The 17,558-nt window shown below is 66.9% G+C and carries 15 protein-coding genes; 9 read left to right on the top strand and 6 right to left on the bottom strand.

What is annotated here, in order from left to right:
• Positions 1 to 118: 118 nt before the first annotated feature.
• Both GQY20_RS07185 and GQY20_RS07180 read left to right on the top strand, forming a co-directional pair.
• Positions 119 to 2,260 carry an oxidoreductase gene (locus tag GQY20_RS07185; RefSeq protein ID WP_157216387.1) on the top strand — a complete coding sequence of 714 codons (2,142 nt, stop codon included), beginning with the start codon at positions 119 to 121 and terminating at the stop codon, positions 2,258 to 2,260.
• A 114-nt stretch (positions 2,261 to 2,374) separates the two neighbouring features.
• Positions 2,375 to 2,842, top strand: coding sequence for a nuclear transport factor 2 family protein (locus GQY20_RS07180; RefSeq protein ID WP_157216386.1), 468 nt, complete (start codon positions 2,375 to 2,377; stop codon positions 2,840 to 2,842).
• Here the strand turns inward: GQY20_RS07180 and GQY20_RS07175 are convergent.
• Complete coding sequence (locus GQY20_RS07175) at positions 2,790 to 4,166, bottom strand: hypothetical protein (protein ID WP_157216385.1); 1,377 nt, start codon at positions 4,164 to 4,166, stop codon at positions 2,790 to 2,792. The genes GQY20_RS07180 and GQY20_RS07175 overlap by 53 nt on opposite strands.
• Positions 4,167 to 4,320: 154 nt before the next feature.
• On the opposite strand from GQY20_RS07175, the gene GQY20_RS07170 reads away from it, so the two are divergent.
• Positions 4,321 to 5,133 carry an NAD-dependent epimerase/dehydratase family protein gene (locus GQY20_RS07170; protein ID WP_157216384.1) on the top strand — a complete coding sequence of 271 codons (813 nt, stop codon included), beginning with the start codon at positions 4,321 to 4,323 and terminating at the stop codon, positions 5,131 to 5,133.
• Positions 5,134 to 5,159: 26 nt separating this feature from the next.
• Here the strand turns inward: GQY20_RS07170 and GQY20_RS07165 are convergent, their stop codons facing one another.
• Together GQY20_RS07165 and GQY20_RS07160 are read right to left on the bottom strand one after the other, a co-directional pair.
• A complete protein-coding gene (locus GQY20_RS07165; RefSeq protein WP_157216383.1) occupies positions 5,160 to 5,714 on the bottom strand; it encodes an HdeD family acid-resistance protein in 555 nt (184 codons plus the stop codon).
• A gap of 257 nt (positions 5,715 to 5,971) precedes the next feature.
• Positions 5,972 to 6,724, bottom strand: coding sequence for an SDR family NAD(P)-dependent oxidoreductase (locus tag GQY20_RS07160; protein WP_157216382.1), 753 nt, complete (start codon positions 6,722 to 6,724; stop codon positions 5,972 to 5,974).
• A 114-nt stretch (positions 6,725 to 6,838) separates the two neighbouring features.
• On the opposite strand from GQY20_RS07160, the gene GQY20_RS07155 reads away from it, so the two are divergent.
• A complete protein-coding gene (locus GQY20_RS07155; protein WP_332836079.1) occupies positions 6,839 to 7,747 on the top strand; it encodes a LysR family transcriptional regulator in 909 nt (302 codons plus the stop codon).
• 175 nt (positions 7,748 to 7,922) lie between these two features.
• Positions 7,923 to 8,867 carry a Rieske 2Fe-2S domain-containing protein gene (locus tag GQY20_RS07150; RefSeq protein ID WP_232475931.1) on the top strand — a complete coding sequence of 315 codons (945 nt, stop codon included), beginning with the start codon at positions 7,923 to 7,925 and terminating at the stop codon, positions 8,865 to 8,867.
• Between the two features lie 156 nt (positions 8,868 to 9,023).
• On the opposite strand, the gene GQY20_RS07145 is transcribed toward GQY20_RS07150, so the two are convergent.
• Together GQY20_RS07145 and GQY20_RS07140 are read right to left on the bottom strand one after the other, a co-directional pair.
• Entirely contained in the window at positions 9,024 to 9,719 is a 696-nt protein-coding gene (locus tag GQY20_RS07145; protein ID WP_157216380.1) for a UTRA domain-containing protein, read from the bottom strand.
• Complete coding sequence (locus tag GQY20_RS07140; protein WP_157216795.1) at positions 9,716 to 11,068, bottom strand: formimidoylglutamate deiminase; 1,353 nt, start codon at positions 11,066 to 11,068, stop codon at positions 9,716 to 9,718. Before GQY20_RS07140 ends, GQY20_RS07145 begins: the two co-directional genes overlap by 4 nt.
• Positions 11,069 to 11,135: 67 nt before the next feature.
• On the opposite strand from GQY20_RS07140, the gene hutI reads away from it, so the two are divergent.
• From hutI to hutU, 4 genes are read left to right on the top strand one after another with little or no spacing between them, the layout of a single operon-like run.
• Entirely contained in the window at positions 11,136 to 12,323 is a 1,188-nt protein-coding gene (gene hutI / locus GQY20_RS07135; protein WP_157216379.1) for an imidazolonepropionase, read from the top strand.
• Entirely contained in the window at positions 12,314 to 13,831 is a 1,518-nt protein-coding gene (gene hutH, locus GQY20_RS07130; RefSeq protein WP_157216378.1) for a histidine ammonia-lyase, read from the top strand. The genes hutI and hutH overlap by 10 nt, the downstream gene beginning before the upstream one ends.
• Positions 13,831 to 14,640 carry an N-formylglutamate deformylase gene (hutG, locus tag GQY20_RS07125; RefSeq protein WP_157216377.1) on the top strand — a complete coding sequence of 270 codons (810 nt, stop codon included), beginning with the start codon at positions 13,831 to 13,833 and terminating at the stop codon, positions 14,638 to 14,640. Before hutH ends, hutG begins: the two co-directional genes overlap by 1 nt.
• Entirely contained in the window at positions 14,637 to 16,292 is a 1,656-nt protein-coding gene (gene hutU, locus GQY20_RS07120) for a urocanate hydratase (RefSeq protein ID WP_157216376.1), read from the top strand. Before hutG ends, hutU begins: the two co-directional genes overlap by 4 nt.
• A gap of 920 nt (positions 16,293 to 17,212) precedes the next feature.
• Here hutU and GQY20_RS07110 read toward each other — a convergent pair.
• Positions 17,213 to 17,521 (bottom strand): hypothetical protein, encoded by a 309-nt coding sequence (locus GQY20_RS07110; protein ID WP_157216374.1) that lies wholly within the window; start codon positions 17,519 to 17,521, stop codon positions 17,213 to 17,215.
• Positions 17,522 to 17,558 lie beyond the last annotated feature (37 nt).

Raw genomic sequence — 17,558 nt, 5'->3', positions numbered from 1 at the left:
GTGTTTGCGTAGTGACATGCGGGACGGATCGATGCATGCGGTGCTTGAGTGTCGAAGGCCGCAGGCGCACTATGCTGCCACAACGATACGACGATACGCCACGAGAGGAGAGGCTCGCATGACGTCCAACCGTTTTCCCCATCTGTTGTCGCCCGGACGCATCGGCACCATGGAGCTGCGCAACCGCATCACCGTGACCGCGATGGGCGTCAATTTCGCGGAGGACGACGGCAGCTGCGGCAAGCGTATCATCGACTATCATGAAGAGCAGGCGCGGGGCGGCGCGGCGATGGTCAACACCGGCGTCGCGGGTGTCGCCTGGCCGGTGGGCGGCAACCAGAGCTGGCAGGTCGCGATCTCCGAGGACCGCTTCATTCCCGGCCTCGCCGCGGTGGGCGAGGCGGTGCACCGGCACGGCGCCAAATATTGCATCCAGATCCATCATGGCGGCCTGGTCGGCATGGAAGACATGCTCGCCGGCCGGCCGGTCTGGACGCCGTCCATCCCGAAACCCTCCACTGGCGGCGGCTATCTCGAGGCTTTCCTGCTGGAGGAACTGACCACGGCGCCGTTCACCCGCATCAAGGGCGTCGATTACAAGGTGCTGACCAAGGAGGATATCCAGACCGTCGTCGAGCAGTTCGCCGCCGGCGCCGCGCGCGCGCAGAAGGCGGGCGCCGATGCGGTCGAGATCCATGGCGGTCACGGCTATCTCATGTCCTCCTTCCTCTCGCCCTACACCAACCAGCGCGAGGACGATTATGGCGGCCCGCTGGAGAACCGCGCGCGCTTCCTCGTCGAGATCGTCCGCGCGGTGCGCGCCGCCTGCAATCTCGCCATCCTCGTCAAGATCGATTCCCGCGAGGTCGGCAAGGAGAATGGCATCCGCCTGGAGGATGCCGTCCAGACCGCGAAGATGATCGAGGCAGCAGGTGCCGATGCGATCACCTGCAGCTCCTATCACGACACCAGCCAGGGCAAGCTCCATTCCGCCTCGAACATCCCGCACGAGCCGGGCACGAACCTGCCCGCCGCCGCGGCGATCCGCGCGGCGGTGAACATCCCGGTGGTCGCGTCCGGCCGGGTCGAACCGGAGGTGGGCGACAGCGTGATCCGCGAGGGCAAGGCGGATTTCATCGCGATGGGCCGCAAGCTGCTCGCCGATCCGCATCTGCCGCGCAAGCTGACCGAAGGACGCTTCGAGGACGTGCGGCCCTGCATCTATTGCTACACCTGCGTTAGCGCGATCTATACGTCGGAGCGTACCCGCTGCGCGGTCAATCCGCGCACCGGCTTCGAGTGGGAGATGCCGGCCGAGCTGCCGGCCTCGCCGAAGCGCAGCTTCGTCGTGATCGGCGGCGGCCCTGGCGGCATGGAATCGGCGCGCATGCTCGATGCGGCGGGCCACAAGGTCACCCTGATCGAGCGGTCGAACCGGCTCGGCGGCACCTTGCGCTTCGCCTCGCTCGCCTATGCCGCGAACGAGCGGCTGCTCGACTGGCTGACACGGCAGATCGGCGCGTCGGGCGTCGATGTCCGCCTGAACACCGAGGCGACGCCGGAGCTGCTGCGCAGCCTGTCGCCCGATGCGGTGATCGTCGCCACCGGCGCGATCCGCGACCTGCCGGACATTCCCGGCGTCCATCACGATCATGTCTTCAGCGGCGACGACATGCGTTCGCTCGTCCTCGGCGAGAGCACGGACGCGCTGAAGCGCAAGACCGGCCTGATGACCCGCCTCGCCACCAAGGTGGGCGCGGCCACCGGCGCCACCGCCAATCTCGATTTCGTGCGCAAGGCGACGCGGCAGTGGATGCCGCTGGGCGACCGGATCGTGATCGTCGGCGGCGAGCTGGTCGGCATCGAGCTCGCCGAATTCCTCGCCGAGCGTGGCCGCAGCGTGACCGTGGTCGATGATCTGCCGCGCTTCGGCAAGGGCCTCACCGTGGTGCGCCGCATGCGCATCCTGCCGGAGCTCGCCGAGCATGGCGTCGGCCTGTTCCCGGGATCGTCCGAGATCCGCATCGACAAGGATGCGGTGCGCTTCACCGATGCGGCCGGCAAGGCGCACGAGGTGGCGGCCGACAATGTGATCGTCGCCAAGGGCGCGCATGGCGACCTGACCCTCGCGGAAACGCTGTCGGCGGCGGGCTTCACCGTCCAGACCGTCGGCGACGCGCGCGGCGTGGGGTATATCGAGGGCGCGATGCGCGGCGCTGCCAATGCGGTGGGCAAGCTGTTCGAACTGGAGCCGGCGTGACCTTTCGTCCTTCCCATCGCGTCGCGATAGGGAGGATGCCCTGACGTCATCGCTCCCCTGACGTCGGGGCCTGCGCCTTTGTGCGGACGACCAAAGCGAGTGAATGGATCTGCAATGAACATCTCATCCTCGTCGCCCGCCCCCGACCTCACCCTCACCGATCTTCTCGCGGAGCGCGCCATCGCCCGCCAGCTCATCCTCTTCGCCCGCGCGATGGACGCGCGCGACTGGGCGGCGCTGGACGGGATCGTGGCCGAAGAGGCGACCGGCGACTATGGCGAAGGCCCGCTTGCCGGCCGGGCCGAGATCGTCGCGAACATGCGCAAATATCTCGACGGCTGCGGCCCCACCCAGCATCTGCTCGGCAATCTCGTGATCGACCTGGACGGCGATCATGCCGCCAGCCGCTGCTATGTGAACGACATCCATCTCGGCCCGGGCGACAAGTCCGCGCTCAGCTTTCGGACGCTCGGCGATTATCATGATCGCTGGGAAAGGCGCGGCGGGCATTGGTGGATGGTCGAGCGCATCAAGCATAATCGGGCGCATGTGGGCACGTTCGAGGTGTTTGGGCTGGATTGAACCCGCTTGCATCCTCGTCCTCATCGCCGGCCAGATCCTCGTCGTCCCAAAGCCATTCGGGCGGCTCGGGCTCGTCACGCCCCGGCGGGGCGCAGCCATGGGTGCGCCAGTGGCGGCGGTGGAGATCATAGTCGGCGACGCGTTCGCGGGTCTCGGCGATGAGGGCGGCGGCCTCGTCCGGATCGAGATCGGGGCGGGCGTTCAGTGACCAGCGATGGTCGGGGCAGCGGGAGAGCCAGAAGAGGATGGCCGCGAGCGAGGGCGGCTGCTCGACGCGGGTCCGGGTGCGGATGATGTCGCCGTCGTCGTTCCGCAGGAGTTTCTCGCGGACATGGCTGTAGCCGGTGGCGCGGGCGAAGAGGGCGGCTTCGACGGCATCGTCTGCGACGTCTTTGGGAAGGCGCACCGCCTGTCCGAAGGCGGCGTGGCGGAGCGTCCACTGGCGGATGGTGGTGGTGGTGACGCCGAAGGCATGGGCGAGATCGCGGTCGAGCGCACCTTGTCCGGCGAGGGCGCGGGCCAAGGGCACGAAGGCGGGGGCGTAGCGTGCTGCGGGTGCGGGCGGATCGGCGTCGATGGTTTCGACGAGGGGTGCGGTGATCGGTGCCGGCAGAGGGGGGTGTATGCGATGAGGGAGGGTATCGCTTTCCTCCTTCCCGTCATCCCAGCGAAAGCTGGGATCGCTCTCCACGAGCGACCGGTCGATGGTTGAAAGCGATCCCAGCTTTCGCTGGGATGACGGGTGTGGGGCGAGCGTTTCGAGGATCTGGAGCGGATCGGTGTCGTCGGCAGGCGCAGTTGCGGGAGCGAGCGCGTCGACGCGGGCGAGCGTGTCGGCGTCGCCCGCCATCTCCGGCTCGCCGTCGATCGCGGCGCTCCAGGCCTCATAGGCGACATGCTCGATCTCGCGTAGCGTCTCTTCGGTAGGCGTGAGATCGTCGGGTCCGGCCCTTCGTATCACCATCGGCGCGGCCCAGCGCTCGGGGCGGCGGATGCGGAGCCAGAAGATGGCGGCCTTGTCGTTGGGCGGGACATGTTCGGTGACGGTGGTGCGGATCAGTTCGCCGTCCTTCAGGGCGAGCTGCTCGGTCTCGCGGTCATGGCCGGTGGCCAGCCGGAACAGCGCGCGTTCGACCGCTGCATCGGCCGCCTCCGGAGACAGGCGGCAGGCGGCGGCGAAGTCGGGATGCTGCTGCTTCCAGGCGCGGATGGTCGTGAAGGACACGCCGAAGGCGGTGGCGAGATCCTTGTCGAGCGCACCGCGCGCCGCAAGCGTGCGGGCGGCAGGGATCAAAGCGGGGCTGTAGGATGTTGTGTCGGTCATAATAGCGAGGCTGGCATGGGAGCGAGGATTGCCGCGAGAGCGCGGTCCAATGCCTGATCCCGAAAAGCATGCGTGAAATATGTCCCGATTTGGCCACTTCCTGATTTCGAGCGATCTTGTCAGGGCGCAGGACTGATGTGAGCATCACCGGATCATGGCGACCATTCTCATCACTGGTGCGGCAGGGCGACTTGGGAGAATAGTGCGCGCCGATCTGTCCCGCGTCGACGATCTATCCTTGCGGCTTCTGGACAGGAGAAGCGGAGGCGATCCAGATATAGTTGAGCTGGATATGGCAGTCCCTTCGCCGGACTGGAGCGACATGCTGGCGGACGTGGATGTGATCGTCCATTTCGCCGGCAATGCGCATCCCAAGGCCGGATGGCCCGATATGGTCGGGCCGAACATCGATGCGCCGCTCAACCTCTATCTTGCCGCCGCGCGGCATGGGGTTCGCCATATCGTGCTGGCGAGCTCGATCTGGGTCTGTGCCGGGCGAAGGAGCGATCGCGCCGCGATCGACGCACGCGATGCCGATCCGGGGGACAGCCGCTATGGCGCGACCAAGCTCTTCGCGGAACGCCTGGCGCATGGTTTCTGGTTGTCGGACCGCATCGCCACCACCATCCTGCGCATCGGCGCATACAAGGCCGACGGCGAGACCGTCGCCGGACTGACGCAGGGCTGGGATGCCGAGACACGGCTGTCCTCCCGCGACCTGTGCGAAGGCGTGAGACTGGCGATCGGCCGGACTCCGGAGGGCGTTTGCACGATCAATCTTCTGTCGCGCAACCAAAACGCCCGATTCACGCTGCACGAGGCGGAAGAGGCGATCGGTTATGTGCCGCAGGATCGTTTCGAAACTCCCACTCCTGGCATGACCATGCATGACCGCCTCCGGCGCGTCAGGCATTTGCTGAAGACGCGGGTGAGGGCGGGTCGGGTGGTGCCGGTCAGCGGGGAATAGGCGGGCTGTCGGCTGGACCTCTCGGCCTAGCTCCGCGCCAGCCGCCGCAGCCGCAGCGCCAGCAGGCAGAGCATCGCGCCGCGGAACAGGAAGCTCAGCCCTACCAGCAGGGCGAGGACGAACAGGGCGGTCAGCGGCCCGGCGAGGAAAAGATAGAGGCCCAGCACCATGTCGACGATCCCGAGCAGGATCAGCATGCCGCGATGTTCCGTTGCCCTGAACCCTGCGACCAGCTCCAGAATACCGCCGGTGAACAGCCATGCGCCGATGAACCAGACGATCGAGATGGCACCCAGAAACGGGTGCCATATGATGAGCAGGCCCAGGGCGATCGCCACCAGCCCTGTCACGATGTCGAGCCAGTGATTATGCCAGCCCCGCGTCGAGAACCCGGCTGCCAGCGCGATCGCGCCGCCGAGGATGAGCAATGTAGCGAGGAACAATCCGGTCGCGAAACCCGTCGCCAGCGGCTCGGCCAGCGCCAGCACGCCGATGCCGATCGAAACCAGGCCATAAGCGAGGATCCAGCCCCAATTGCCGCGATGCCGGACCCAGCGTGCGTGGGAGTGTGCGCTCGCCATTGGATGCTCCTTCCGTTGCAACATCGGTATACAGCAAATGCAGCCGCCACCCTATCAGGAATATCCCTATCTTCCGCTGCCTCTGCGGGAGGACGGCCGGACCCTCCTGCTTGAGCCGGCCGTCCACGGCTTGGCCTGCGGATGCCAGGTTGCGGTGATCATGACCTTATCCCGCTTGCGCCGAGCTCGAGCGCTTCGACATGCTCGGCGCAAGCGGATCGGGAAATCCCTGGCAGATCAGCCTCAAGTCCTCAGGTTCAGATCTGTGCCTGGCCGCCGTCGACGAAGAGCTCGACACCGTTGACGAAGCTTGCGTCGTCCGATGCGAGGAACAGCACGGCCCTGGCGATTTCCTCCGGCTGGCCGATGCGGCCCGCGGGGATCTGGGCAGAGAGAAAGGCCTTGGTGTCCTCGGCCTGGTCACCGCCGCCGAACAGGTCGTTGAGGCCGGCCGTTTCGGTGAGCCCCGGACTGATCGCATTGACCCGGATGCGGCGATCCTTGAGATCGAGGATCCAGTTGCGGGCGAAGTTGCGTACTGCCGCCTTGGTGGCCGAATAGACGCTGAACGCGGGCGTGCCCGAGATGCTGGTGGTCGAGGAGGTGAGGATGATCGAGGCGCCGTCGCGCAGCAGCGGCAGCGCCTTCTGCACGGTGAACAGCACGCCCTTCACATTGGCGTCGAAGGTCTGCTGATAATGTTCCTCCGTGATCGTGCCGAGCGGGGCGAGCTCGCCGCCGCCGGCGTTGGCGAACACCACGTCGATCTGGGCATGGCGCTGCTGCACGGCATCATAGAGACGGTCGATGTCGGCGAGCTTCGCCATGTCGCCCTGGACGCCGGTCACTCGGCCGCCGATCTGCTTCACCGCCGCATCGAGGGCGTCCTGCCGGCGGCCGGTGACGAACACCGCTGCACCTTCGGCCGCAAAGGCCTTGGCCGTGGCCAGGCCGATGCCGCTCGTGCCGCCGGTCACCACCACCACCTTGTTGTCGAACCTGTTGCTCATCGTCTTTCTCCGTCATGCGATCCGGCACTGTGCCGGCTGCCCATTGGAGGTATTCACGGAACGATGATGCGAGTAGACGGCAAATATGGCACGTAGCGTTCCATTGGAGGAACGATGATGCGCAATGACCTCAACGACTATGCCTATTTCGCCGAGGTCGTCGCGCAGGGCGGCTTTGCCGCGGCCGGCCGAGCGCTGCGCGAGCCCAAATCGAAGCTCAGCCGCCGCGTCGCAGCGCTGGAAGCGCGGCTGGGCATGCGGCTGATCGAGCGGTCGAGCCGGCGCTTCCGGGTCACCGATGTCGGCCAGGCCTTTTACGAGCGGTGCCGGGCCATGCTGGCGGAGGCGGAGCAGGCGGAGGCGGTCGTGGCGCAGGCGCAGGCCGAACCGCATGGCCGCATCCGCTTCAGCTGTCCGACCGGGATGATGGAGCTCGTGTCCGGCCTGGTCGCGACGTTCCTCGCCCGTTATCCGAAAGTGCGGCTTCAGTTGCTGGCGACGGATCGCGCGGTCGATCTGATCGAGGAGCGCATCGATCTGGCGTTGCGCGTGCGGGCGACGCTCACCAGCGACGCCGCGCTCACCATGCGCTCGCTCGGGCGCTCGATCCGCATCCTAGTCGCCGCACCGCGCATCGCGAGCCAGCTGGGCGCCGTGGAGCAGCTCGCGGCGCAACCGACCCTGGCGACCAGCGATGCCGGGGGCGAGATCGAATGGCATCTGGAGACGGCGGACGGGCACGCCCATCTGTTGCGACACGGACCGCGGCTCGGCTGCGGCGACATGGAAACGGTGCGGGAAGCCGCGATCGATGGTCTCGGCGTCGCCCTGCTGCCCGATCATCTGTGCCGCGAGGCCCTGGCGGACGGCCGGCTGGTGCACGTGCTTCCCGCCTGGCGCGGCCAGCAGGGCATCGTGCATCTCGTCTTCACGACCCGCCGGGGCCTTCCGCCCGCGGTCCGTGCCCTGATCGATCATCTCGCGGCGGGATTTCCGCGCGACGCGTTGGCGAGTACCTTCTGACCTTCGCGGCCGGCGGCGAAAGCCTTCGTCCAATTGCCACCGCGCATCGCATGTCATCACAAAATATAGGCGGTGGCGGCCTTCTTCCGGCTCGATCCGATTTGCGATACGCTCCGTATCATAACAGGATCAGAGCGGAGAGATCATCATGCCGGCAGCACTGCAAGCGAGTCCGATGCAATTGCGAGCCCCCGATACCGGATTTCCGAAGGGGTGGTATGCGGTCGCCGAGGCGGCGGAAGTCACCGGCGATACCATGCTTCCGGTGCGGTATCTGAGCGAGGACCTGATCGTCTATCGCACCGCCGACGGTGCGGCGCAGGTGAGCGGCGCCTTCTGCCCGCATCTGGGTGCGCATCTCGCCAGCCATGACGGCGCGATTGCGGACGGCAAGATCACCTGCCCCTTCCACAAATGGCAGTTCGACGGCGCCACCGGGCGCTGCGTGCACATCCCCTATACCGATGTGCTGGTGCCGGCGAGCGTGAAGCTCGATCTCTATCCGACCCGCGAGGTCGATGGCATGGTGCTGATGTGGTATCATCCGGCGGGCGCCGAGCCCGACCATGAGCCCTATACCCGCGCCGGCGAGACGGGCGTGCCCTGGACCTACTACACCACGCACGAGTGGATCTCGACCTGCCCCTATCGCGACCTGTTCGAGAATCTGTTCGACACGGCGCATGTCCAGCAGCTTCACAACAGCGTGAACCTGCCGGTGATCGAGGCGATCGAGCCCAGGCCCCACGGCCTGCAGTGCCGCTTCGTCCCGCCGCGGGGCGAGCAATATCAGATCACCCGGTTCGAGAATAATTTCACCGGCGTGTCGATGGTGACGGCGATCACCGAGGGGCCCGGCTTCGGCTTCCTGCAATGCGTGACGGCGACGCCGATCGACAATGAAACCTTCCGCCAGGTCAGCCGCTATTATGTGCGCGACATGGGATCGGAAGAGGCCAATGCCGCGATGGGCAAGCCCTTCGCCGACAATACCGCCTATGAGACCGAGAAGGACTTCCGCGTCCTCAATTTCAAGAAGCACCTGACCAAGCCGCGGCTGTGCGCCGGCGACGGGCCGATCATGAAGTGGCGGCAATATCAGGACAGCTATTATGTGTGAGGGCTTCTTCATCCTCCCCGGAACGGGGAGGGGGACGGCCTGAAAGGCGGTGGAGGGGCTCCCGCTCGCTCCAGTCGCCACGGCATCGCTTTGGGCAACCGGCTCGCCCCTCCACCGCGCTACGCGCGGTTCCCCTCCCCGTTCCGGGGAGGATGATTATTGTGCCCCCGGCTTGAACTCGGCGACGATGTCGTAGCGGTCGCCGGGGAAAAGCTGGGTCACATGCGTCACCGGCACGCCGGAGCGCCAGGTCCAGCGCTGCAGCTCCAGGCAGGCGGTTCCGGAGACCACACCTAGCCGCCGCGCGACCGATCCGGTCGCGGCGACGGCACGAATGCGGTGGCGGGCCTGGGTCCAGGGCGTGTGGCTGAGCAGCCAGGTGCCCGGCGGCGTCATCAGGAAGCTTTCCTTTGCGGCGTCCGGCACCGCGTCAAGCGCGATCAGGCGCGTCTCGATGCCGAAGGCGGAGGCGCCGCTGTGGTGGGTCCCCTCAATCAGCAGCGCGGGCCGGCCTATCCCGGTTTCATCGGCGAGATCGGACGGGAGGGCCATGCGGCGCACACCCCGGTCCCACCGGTAAATCTCCCCGCGCGAGGCGATGAGCTGCGGCAGATCCGGCACGTCGAGTACCGCCGAATGAACCTGCGGATGCGCGACGAAGCTGCCCGCCTTGCGCCGCCGCTCGATCAACCCGGCCCGCGCGAGGCTTTCCAGCGCCTTGCTGACCGTCGCGCGCGCGCAGCCATAGCGTTCCACCAGTTCATGCTCGAACGGGATGCGCGTGCCCGGCGGCCATTCGCCCGAATGGATCCGCTCTTCGATATCCGATCGGATGCGCTGTTCCAGCGTCATGTCAGCAGCTTTTCCAGCGTGGCGCGGTAGCGCAGCGCGATTGCCTCGCCATCGACGTGCCGCCCACCCGCCACGCGGCGCCGGCCGCCGCGCCAGACCGTGTCGACGATGCCGGGGCGGCCGGCAAAGATCCACCGGTCGAGCATCGTCGCCGCGTCGGCGCCGGCCAGCGCGGGATGCGCCGCATCGAGCGTCACGATGTCGGCCGGCGCGCCGCGGGTGAGACCGGCCTCCACGCCGAGAGCCTGCGCGCCGCCGGCCAGCGCGGCGGCGAACAGCGTCTCGCCCACCGACGGGCTCGCTTCGTCCGCCATCAGCGCGCGCCGACGATGGGCGAGGCGCTGCGAATATTCCAGCGCGCGCAGCTCTGCTGCGGCGTCGATCGCGATGTTCGAATCCGTGCCCGTCGCGAAGCGGCCGCCGGCGGCGCGCCAGGCCGTGCCGGGGAAGATGCCATCGCCGAGATTGGCCTCCGTCACCGGGCAGAGCCCTGCGGCCGCGCCGCTGGCTGCCAGCCCGGCGATCTCTCGCGCGTCGAGATGGGTGGCGTGGACGAGGCACCAGCGCGCGTCGACCTGTGCCTGATCGAGCAGCCATTGCACCGGCCGCGCACCGCTCCAGGCGAGGCAGGCGTCCACCTCGCGGCGCTGCTCGGCGGCGTGGATGTGGATCGGCCCGGTTCCGCCGGCCAGCGGCAGGATCGCGGCCAGCTCTTCCGGGGTGACGGCGCGTAGCGAATGGGGCGCGATGCCGAGCGCGGCGTCGGCGGGCAGATGGGCGCGGCTCGCCTCGACCAGCCGGGCGAAGCCGTCGATGTCCGACAGGAAGCGGCGCTGGCCGGGCGAGGGCGGCGCTCCGCCGAAATCGCCATGCGCGTAGAAGACGGGCAGTAGGGTGAGGCCGATCCCCGCCGCCCCGGCCGCCGCGACGATCGCGCCCGCGGTCTCGGCGGGATCGGCATAGCGGCGTCCGTTCGGATCATTGTGCAGATAATGAAACTCACCGACGCGCGTGTAGCCGCTCTCCAGCATCTCCGCATAGGCCTGCGCGCTGATCGCGGCGATATCCTCCGGGGTCAGCCGGTCGAGGAAGCGGTACATCACCTCGCGCCAGCTCCAGAAATCGTCATCGGGCCGCCCGCGCCGCTCGGAAAGCCCGGCCATGCCGCGCTGGAAGCCATGGCTGTGGACATTGCCGAGACCGGGCAGGGCGATGGCGTGCCGTTCGTCGCCGGACTGCGGGGTGGCGCCGGTCTCGATCTGCGCGATCCGCCCACCCGTCATGCCGATCCGCACCTGCCGCGCCCAGCCTCCCGGCAGCCACGCCATGTCGAACCAGAGCATCTCCATCGCCATGCCTCTCCTCCGCTGTCGATTATGTCTAGACATAAAGGGCGTATCAGGCAAGATTGGATGGATGGATCGGCTGTGGACCCATGCACGACTCGCCACGATGACCGGCGATGGCCTCGGCATCGTCGAGGACGGCGCGATCGCGTGCCGGGACGGGCGGATCGCCTATGTCGGGCCGGCTTCGCGAGCGCCCGATGCGGCGGAGACGATCGACTGCGCGGGGCGCTGGATCACGCCGGGGCTGATCGATTGCCACACCCATCTGGTTCATGCCGGCAACCGCTCAAGCGAATGGGCGATGCGGCTCGCAGGCGTGAGCTATGAGGAGATTGCGCGGGCCGGCGGCGGCATCGTGGCGACAATGCGCGCGACGCGCGCGGCGGACGAGGCGGCGCTTGTCGCCGCCGCGCTGCCCCGGCTCGATGCGCTGCTTGCCGAGGGGGTGACGACGATCGAGATCAAGTCGGGCTATGGCCTGACCCTCGACGACGAGCTCAAGATGCTGCGCGCCGCCCGTGCGCTGGAGGGCGAGCGGGCGGTGCGCGTCGCCGCGACGCTGCTCGGCGCCCATGCGCTGCCGCCCGAATATGCGGGCCGGGCGGATGCCTATGTCGACCTGGTGAGCGAGGCGATGATCCCCGCCGCGGTGGGATTGGCCGATGCGGTCGACGCCTTTTGCGAGGGCATCGGCTTCAGCCCCGCGCAGACCGAGCGGGTGTTCCGCGCCGCCCGGACCGCGGGCCTGCCGGTGAAGCTCCATGCCGAGCAACTCTCCGCGCTGCACGGCGCGAGCCTGGCCGCAGCCTATGGCGCGCTCTCGGCCGATCATCTCGAACATGCCGATGAGGCGGACGTGCGCGCCATGGCGGAAGCGGGCACCGTCGCGGTGCTGCTGCCCGGCGCCTATTACTTCATGCGCGAGACGCAGAAGCCGCCGGTCGATCTCCTCCGCCGGCATGGCGTGGCGATCGCGCTCGCGACCGACTGCAATCCCGGCACCTCGCCGACCACCTCGCTGCTGCTGATGCTCAACATGGGCGCGACGCTGTTCGGCCTGACCGTGGAGGAGGCGCTGCGCGGCGTCACCGTCCATGCCGCCCGTGCGCTCGGGCTCGGCGGTGAGATCGGCACGCTGGAGGCCGGCAAGGCCTGCGACCTCGTCCTCTGGGACATCTCCGAGCCCGCCGACCTCGTCTACCGGATCGGCTTCAATCCCCTTTCTGCCCGCGTGAAGGACGGCCGATGCTGCTGACCCCCGGCGCCATATCCTATGCGGACTGGCGCGCCATCCATGAGGGCGCCGACGCGGCGCTCGATCCCGCCTGCCGCCCTGCCATCGCGGAGAGCGCGGCGGCGGTGGAGCGGATACTGGCGAAGGGCAAGCCGGTCTACGGCATCAACACCGGCTTCGGGAAGCTGGCGAGCGTGCGGATCGAGGCCGGCGATCTCGCGACGCTCCAGCGCAACATCGTGCTGTCCCATGCGGCGGGCGTGGGCGAGGCGATGCCGGTGCCGGTCTCGCGGCTGATGATGGCGCTGAAGCTCGCCAGCCTCGCGCGCGGGGCCTCCGGGGTCAGCGTCGCGACGGTCGATCTGCTCGAGGCGATGCTGGCGCGCGGGCTGACGCCGGTCGTGCCGGCGCAGGGATCGGTCGGCGCGTCGGGCGATCTCGCGCCGCTCGCGCATATGACCGCGGCGATGATCGGCGTCGGCGAGATCATCGTCGCAGGCGAGCGGCTGCCGGCCGCCGAGGCGCTGGCCCGCGCCGGGCTCGCGCCCGCCACGCTCGGCCCCAAGGAAGGGCTCGCGCTGCTCAACGGCACGCAATTCTCGACCGCCTATGCGCTATCCGGCCTGTTCGCGGCCGAGCGTCTCTACCGCGCCGCGTTGATCACCGGTATTCTGTCCACTGAGGCGGCGAAGGGATCGGACGCGCCTTTCGATCATCGCATCCATGTGCTGCGCGGCCATAAGGGCCAGATCGAGACGGCCGATGCGCTGCGCGCGATGATGGCGGGTTCGGCGATCCGCGCCTCGCATCGCGACAACGATGTCCGCGTGCAGGATCCCTATTGCCTGCGCTGCCAGCCGCAGGTGATGGGCGCGGTGCTCGATCTGCTGCGCAAGGCGGCGGACACGCTGATCGTCGAGGCGAACGGCGTGTCGGACAATCCGCTGATCTTCGCGGAAAGCGACGAGGCCCTGTCCGGCGGCAATTTCCATGCGGAGCCGGTCGCCTTCGCGGCGGACATGATCGCGCTGGCCTTGTGCGAGATCGGCAGCCTGGCCGAGCGGCGCATCGCCATGCTCGTCGATCCGGCGCTGTCGGGGTTGCCGGCCTTCCTGACGCCGCAGCCGGGGCTCAATTCGGGCTTCATGATCCCGCAGGTGACCGCCGCCGCGCTCGTCTCCGAGAACAGGCAGCGCGCGACGCCGGCCAGCGTCGATTCGATTCCGACCTCCGCCAATCAGGAGGATCATGTCTCGATGGCGGCGCATGGCGCGCGGCGGCTGGCCGAGATGGCGGCCAATGTCGAGGCGATCCTCGGCATCGAGCTCCTGGCCGGGGCGCAGGGCTGCGATTTCCACGCGCCGCTCGCTTCGAGCGCGCCGGTCGAGGCGGTGCGCGCGCTGCTGCGGGCGCAGGTGCCGATGCTCGACCATGACCGGCACATGGCGCCGGACATGGCGGCGGCGACCGCGCTCATGCGCTCGCCCGCGCTGATCGCGGCGGTCGGGCCGCTGCCGGGGGTGGCCTGATGGGCTGGCTGCATGTCGAGCGGCGCGAGACGCCGCTGATCCTCGCTTTCCCGCATGGCGGCAGCGTGTTGCCGGACCGGTTTGTGGATGGGCTGCGCGACGCGGTCGCGACCATCGATGCGGACTGGCATATCCGCGCGCTCTATGAGGGCCTTGCCGAAGCGACCTTGGTCTGGACCGATATTTCGCGCACGATCATCGACTGCAACCGCGACCCCTCCGGCGCATCGCTCTATCCGGGGCAGACCACGACCGGCCTGTGCCCGACCGAGACGTTCGACGGCGTGCCGCTCTATGAGCCCGGCGCCGAGCCCGACGCGGCCGCCATCGCCGCGCGGCGCGAGGCCTGCTTCGATCCCTATCATGCCGCGCTGTCAGGCGAGATCGCGCGGCTGCGGGCGCTGCATCCGCGCGTGGTGGTCTATGATTGCCATTCGATCCGCAGCCGCGTGCCCCGCCTGTTCGACGGCGAGTTGCCCGAGCTCAACATCGGCACCGATCGCGGCGCCACCTGCGATCCGGTTCTTGAGGCAGCAGTGACGGGCGCGGCGGCGGCGTCCGGCCGCAGCCATGTGCTTAACGGCCGGTTTCGCGGCGGCTGGACGACGCGCCATTATGGGCGACCGCAGGAGGGTGTCCACGCGGTCCAGATGGAAATCGCGATGCGCGCCTATCTGCGCGAGCCGGCGGAGCTGGCCGCCTCGCCCGACTGGCCACCACCTTATGATCCCGATTTCGCCGCACCGCTGCGGAGCGATCTTGCCCGCATCCTCGTTGCTGCGCTGGACTTTGCGAAAGGCTCTGCATGACCCGCATCGACAATGAACGCCATATCGCCGCGCCGACCGGAACCACGCTCAGCGCGAAAAGCTGGCTGACCGAGGCGCCGCTGCGCATGCTGATGAACAATCTCGATCCGCGCGTCGCCGAGAATCCGCAGGAGCTGGTCGTCTATGGCGGCATCGGCCGCGCCGCGCGCGACTGGGAAAGCTATGACCGCATCGTCGAGGTGCTGCGGCGGCTGGGTGAGGAGGAGACGCTGCTCGTCCAGTCGGGCAAGCCGGTCGGCGTGTTCCGCACCCATGCCGACGCGCCGCGCGTGCTGATCGCCAATTCGAACCTCGTGCCGAAATGGGCGACATGGGAGCATTTCCACCAGCTCGATCGCGCCGGCCTGATGATGTACGGCCAGATGACCGCCGGCTCCTGGATCTACATCGGCAGCCAGGGCATCGTGCAGGGCACCTACGAGACCTTCGTCGAGGCCGGGCGTCAGCATTATGGCGGCGATCTCGCCGGCCGCTGGATCCTGACCGCTGGCCTCGGCGGCATGGGCGGAGCGCAGCCGCTTGCGGCGACGATGGCCGGAGCCTCCTGCCTCGCCGTCGAATGCCAGCCGAGCCGGATCGAGATGCGGCTCGCGACCGGCTATCTCGACCGCATGACCGACAGCATCGACGAGGCGCTGGACATCGTCATCGGCGCGAAGATGCCCGTCTCCGTGGGTTTGCTCGGCAATGCGGCGGAGATCTATCCTGAGCTGGCGCGTCTCGGCGTACGGCCCGCCCTGGTGACCGACCAGACGTCGGCCCATGATCCGGTGAACGGCTATCTGCCGCAGGGCTGGACCCTGGAGCAGTGGATGGAGGGGCGTGAGCGCGATCCGGCGGCGGTGGCGCAGGCGGCACGGGAATCGATGGCCATGCAGGTTCGCGCCATGCTGGACTTCTGCAAGCGCGGCATTCCGGTCGTCGACTATGGCAACAACATCCGGCAGATGGCTTATGACGAGGGCGTCGCCGACGCCTTCGCCTTTCCCGGCTTCGTGCCGGCCTATATCCGCCCGCTCTTCTGCCGCGGCATCGGCCCGTTCCGCTGGGCGGCGCTCTCGGGCGAGCCGGAGGACATCTACCGTACCGATGCCAAGGTGAAGGAGCTGCTGCCCGACAATGCGCACCTCCACCGCTGGCTCGACATGGCGCGCGAGCGCATCCACTTCCAAGGGCTGCCGGCGCGGATCTGCTGGGTCGGCCTCGGAGACCGCCACCGGCTCGGCCTCGCATTCAACGAAATGGTGGCGAAGGGCGAGCTCAAGGCGCCGGTGGTGATCGGGCGCGACCATCTCGATTCCGGATCGGTGGCGAGCCCCAACCGCGAGACCGAGGCGATGCGCGACGGATCGGACGCGGTGTCGGACTGGCCCCTGCTCAACGCGCTGCTCAACACGGCGAGCGGCGCGACCTGGGTGTCGCTGCACCATGGCGGCGGCGTCGGCTTGGGCTATTCGCAGCATGCCGGAATGGTGATCGTCGCGGACGGGACGCCCGAGGCGGCGAAGCGGCTGGAGCGGGTGTTGTGGAACGATCCGGCGACCGGCGTGATGCGGCATGCCGATGCGGGGTATGAGGAGGCGATCGCCTGCGCGCGAGAGCAGGGGCTGGATCTGCCGAGCCTGGGCTAGAGCATCGAGCGGGCAATCTGATCGTCATGCCAGCTTCCGCTGGCATCGTTCTCCACATGGGATCGGGTGGCTTCGGAGAGCGACCTCAGCTTTCGCCGGGGTGATTCGGATCTGACAGCGAGGTGGTGGCCAAGAAAATCATGGCGCGGCTTCGCACCGGTCGGCCGCTCGCCGTTGAGAACCGGATTGTGCGACCCCCTTGCTCCGCTGAATCCGGCTCGAAATCCTAAGCGGGATTCCGGCGTGGGTTAAATGTAGATACTGTCCATCGATATCGCGCTGAATAGCCCATTTCGAAGCGCTGACCGGATGCACCCTCGCACCCGCAGGATCTTGAACCGAACTCGAAGAAAATAATTGAGTATTTTTGTAAGATCGCGATGAAATTCACAAGAGTTACATTGGCCCATTGGCTTCACCGTGTGATATTTTCAATTCATCTAAAAACCCGTCCGAGAGGGGCATTGCTGGTATTAAATCGATTTTCTGAGGAATGTTGAAGGTTTTTCGAATAATCTCCTCAGCCTTCAACGGACTGCTTATTCTTACAACAAATAGTATGGCGCCATGATCGGATTCGACCTCAAATATCCATCCTGCATTCACGTCCCGTGATCCTTAATTTGATGTTGGGGTATGCTGACTTGACCCGGGATTTTCATCCAGCCTTGATTAGAGTCGCGGCAGTTGTAGCTACGCCGCGAGGCGCGCTGCTTGCAACGGGGGGCAGGCATGCCTGTCCCCGTTGCAAAAATCGTTTCGGCATAGGCCGCCCGGGGTAGATCACTGCCTGTCGAGAGTGATGCCAGCTTCCGCTGGCATGACGGTTCAGATTTAACGCTTGATGCTCTAATCATGCATCGCCCATATGGAGCGATGTACCACAATATCTGAATTATAATGTCTCAATATTATTGGGCCTATATATTCGGAAAATTTATATCGACGAACTGGCGTGCAAATTCCTGTGGGTCGACGGACACGCCCTGCCTGGCGGCGTTTTCTTTTCCTCGTTTCCAAATTTCCTGAATCTTTTGAGGAAAATCTGGAGGAAATTCCATCCTTGTCGAAACTATATCAAACCATGATCCGCGGATCCCAAAAAGGCTGGATAATTTAGGAGCCATTAAATTAAGGGCATGCTCTTCCTTATCGTCGAGATGGCCAATGCAGCTTAAGACATAGCAATCCACAAGCTTGAGAAATGGCTTTCCATCATATCGAGACATGCAACGATCCTATAAGATATTCAGGGAAGAGATTGAG

The organism is Flavisphingomonas formosensis, from assembly GCF_009755815.1.
In the GTDB taxonomy this organism is placed as follows: Bacteria; Pseudomonadota; Alphaproteobacteria; order Sphingomonadales; family Sphingomonadaceae; genus Flavisphingomonas; species Flavisphingomonas formosensis.
Note: the sequence above shows the minus strand (reverse complement) of the source record. Positions and strands in the feature narration are given on the sequence as shown.

Coding starts and splice junctions, on each gene's coding strand:
- GQY20_RS07185 (WP_157216387.1), top strand. CDS start 119: ATGACGTCCAACCGTTTTCCCCATCTGTTGTCGCCCGGACGCATCGGC.
- GQY20_RS07180 (WP_157216386.1), top strand. CDS start 2,375: ATGAACATCTCATCCTCGTCGCCCGCCCCCGACCTCACCCTCACCGAT.
- GQY20_RS07175 (WP_157216385.1), bottom strand. CDS start 4,166: ATGACCGACACAACATCCTACAGCCCCGCTTTGATCCCTGCCGCCCGC.
- GQY20_RS07170 (WP_157216384.1), top strand. CDS start 4,321: ATGGCGACCATTCTCATCACTGGTGCGGCAGGGCGACTTGGGAGAATA.
- GQY20_RS07165 (WP_157216383.1), bottom strand. CDS start 5,714: ATGGCGAGCGCACACTCCCACGCACGCTGGGTCCGGCATCGCGGCAAT.
- GQY20_RS07160 (WP_157216382.1), bottom strand. CDS start 6,724: ATGAGCAACAGGTTCGACAACAAGGTGGTGGTGGTGACCGGCGGCACG.
- GQY20_RS07155 (WP_332836079.1), top strand. CDS start 6,839: ATGATGCGCAATGACCTCAACGACTATGCCTATTTCGCCGAGGTCGTC.
- GQY20_RS07150 (WP_232475931.1), top strand. CDS start 7,923: ATGCAATTGCGAGCCCCCGATACCGGATTTCCGAAGGGGTGGTATGCG.
- GQY20_RS07145 (WP_157216380.1), bottom strand. CDS start 9,719: ATGACGCTGGAACAGCGCATCCGATCGGATATCGAAGAGCGGATCCAT.
- GQY20_RS07140 (WP_157216795.1), bottom strand. CDS start 11,068: ATGGAGATGCTCTGGTTCGACATGGCGTGGCTGCCGGGAGGCTGGGCG.
- hutI (WP_157216379.1), top strand. CDS start 11,136: ATGGATCGGCTGTGGACCCATGCACGACTCGCCACGATGACCGGCGAT.
- hutH (WP_157216378.1), top strand. CDS start 12,314: ATGCTGCTGACCCCCGGCGCCATATCCTATGCGGACTGGCGCGCCATC.
- hutG (WP_157216377.1), top strand. CDS start 13,831: ATGGGCTGGCTGCATGTCGAGCGGCGCGAGACGCCGCTGATCCTCGCT.
- hutU (WP_157216376.1), top strand. CDS start 14,637: ATGACCCGCATCGACAATGAACGCCATATCGCCGCGCCGACCGGAACC.
- GQY20_RS07110 (WP_157216374.1), bottom strand. CDS start 17,521: ATGTCTCGATATGATGGAAAGCCATTTCTCAAGCTTGTGGATTGCTAT.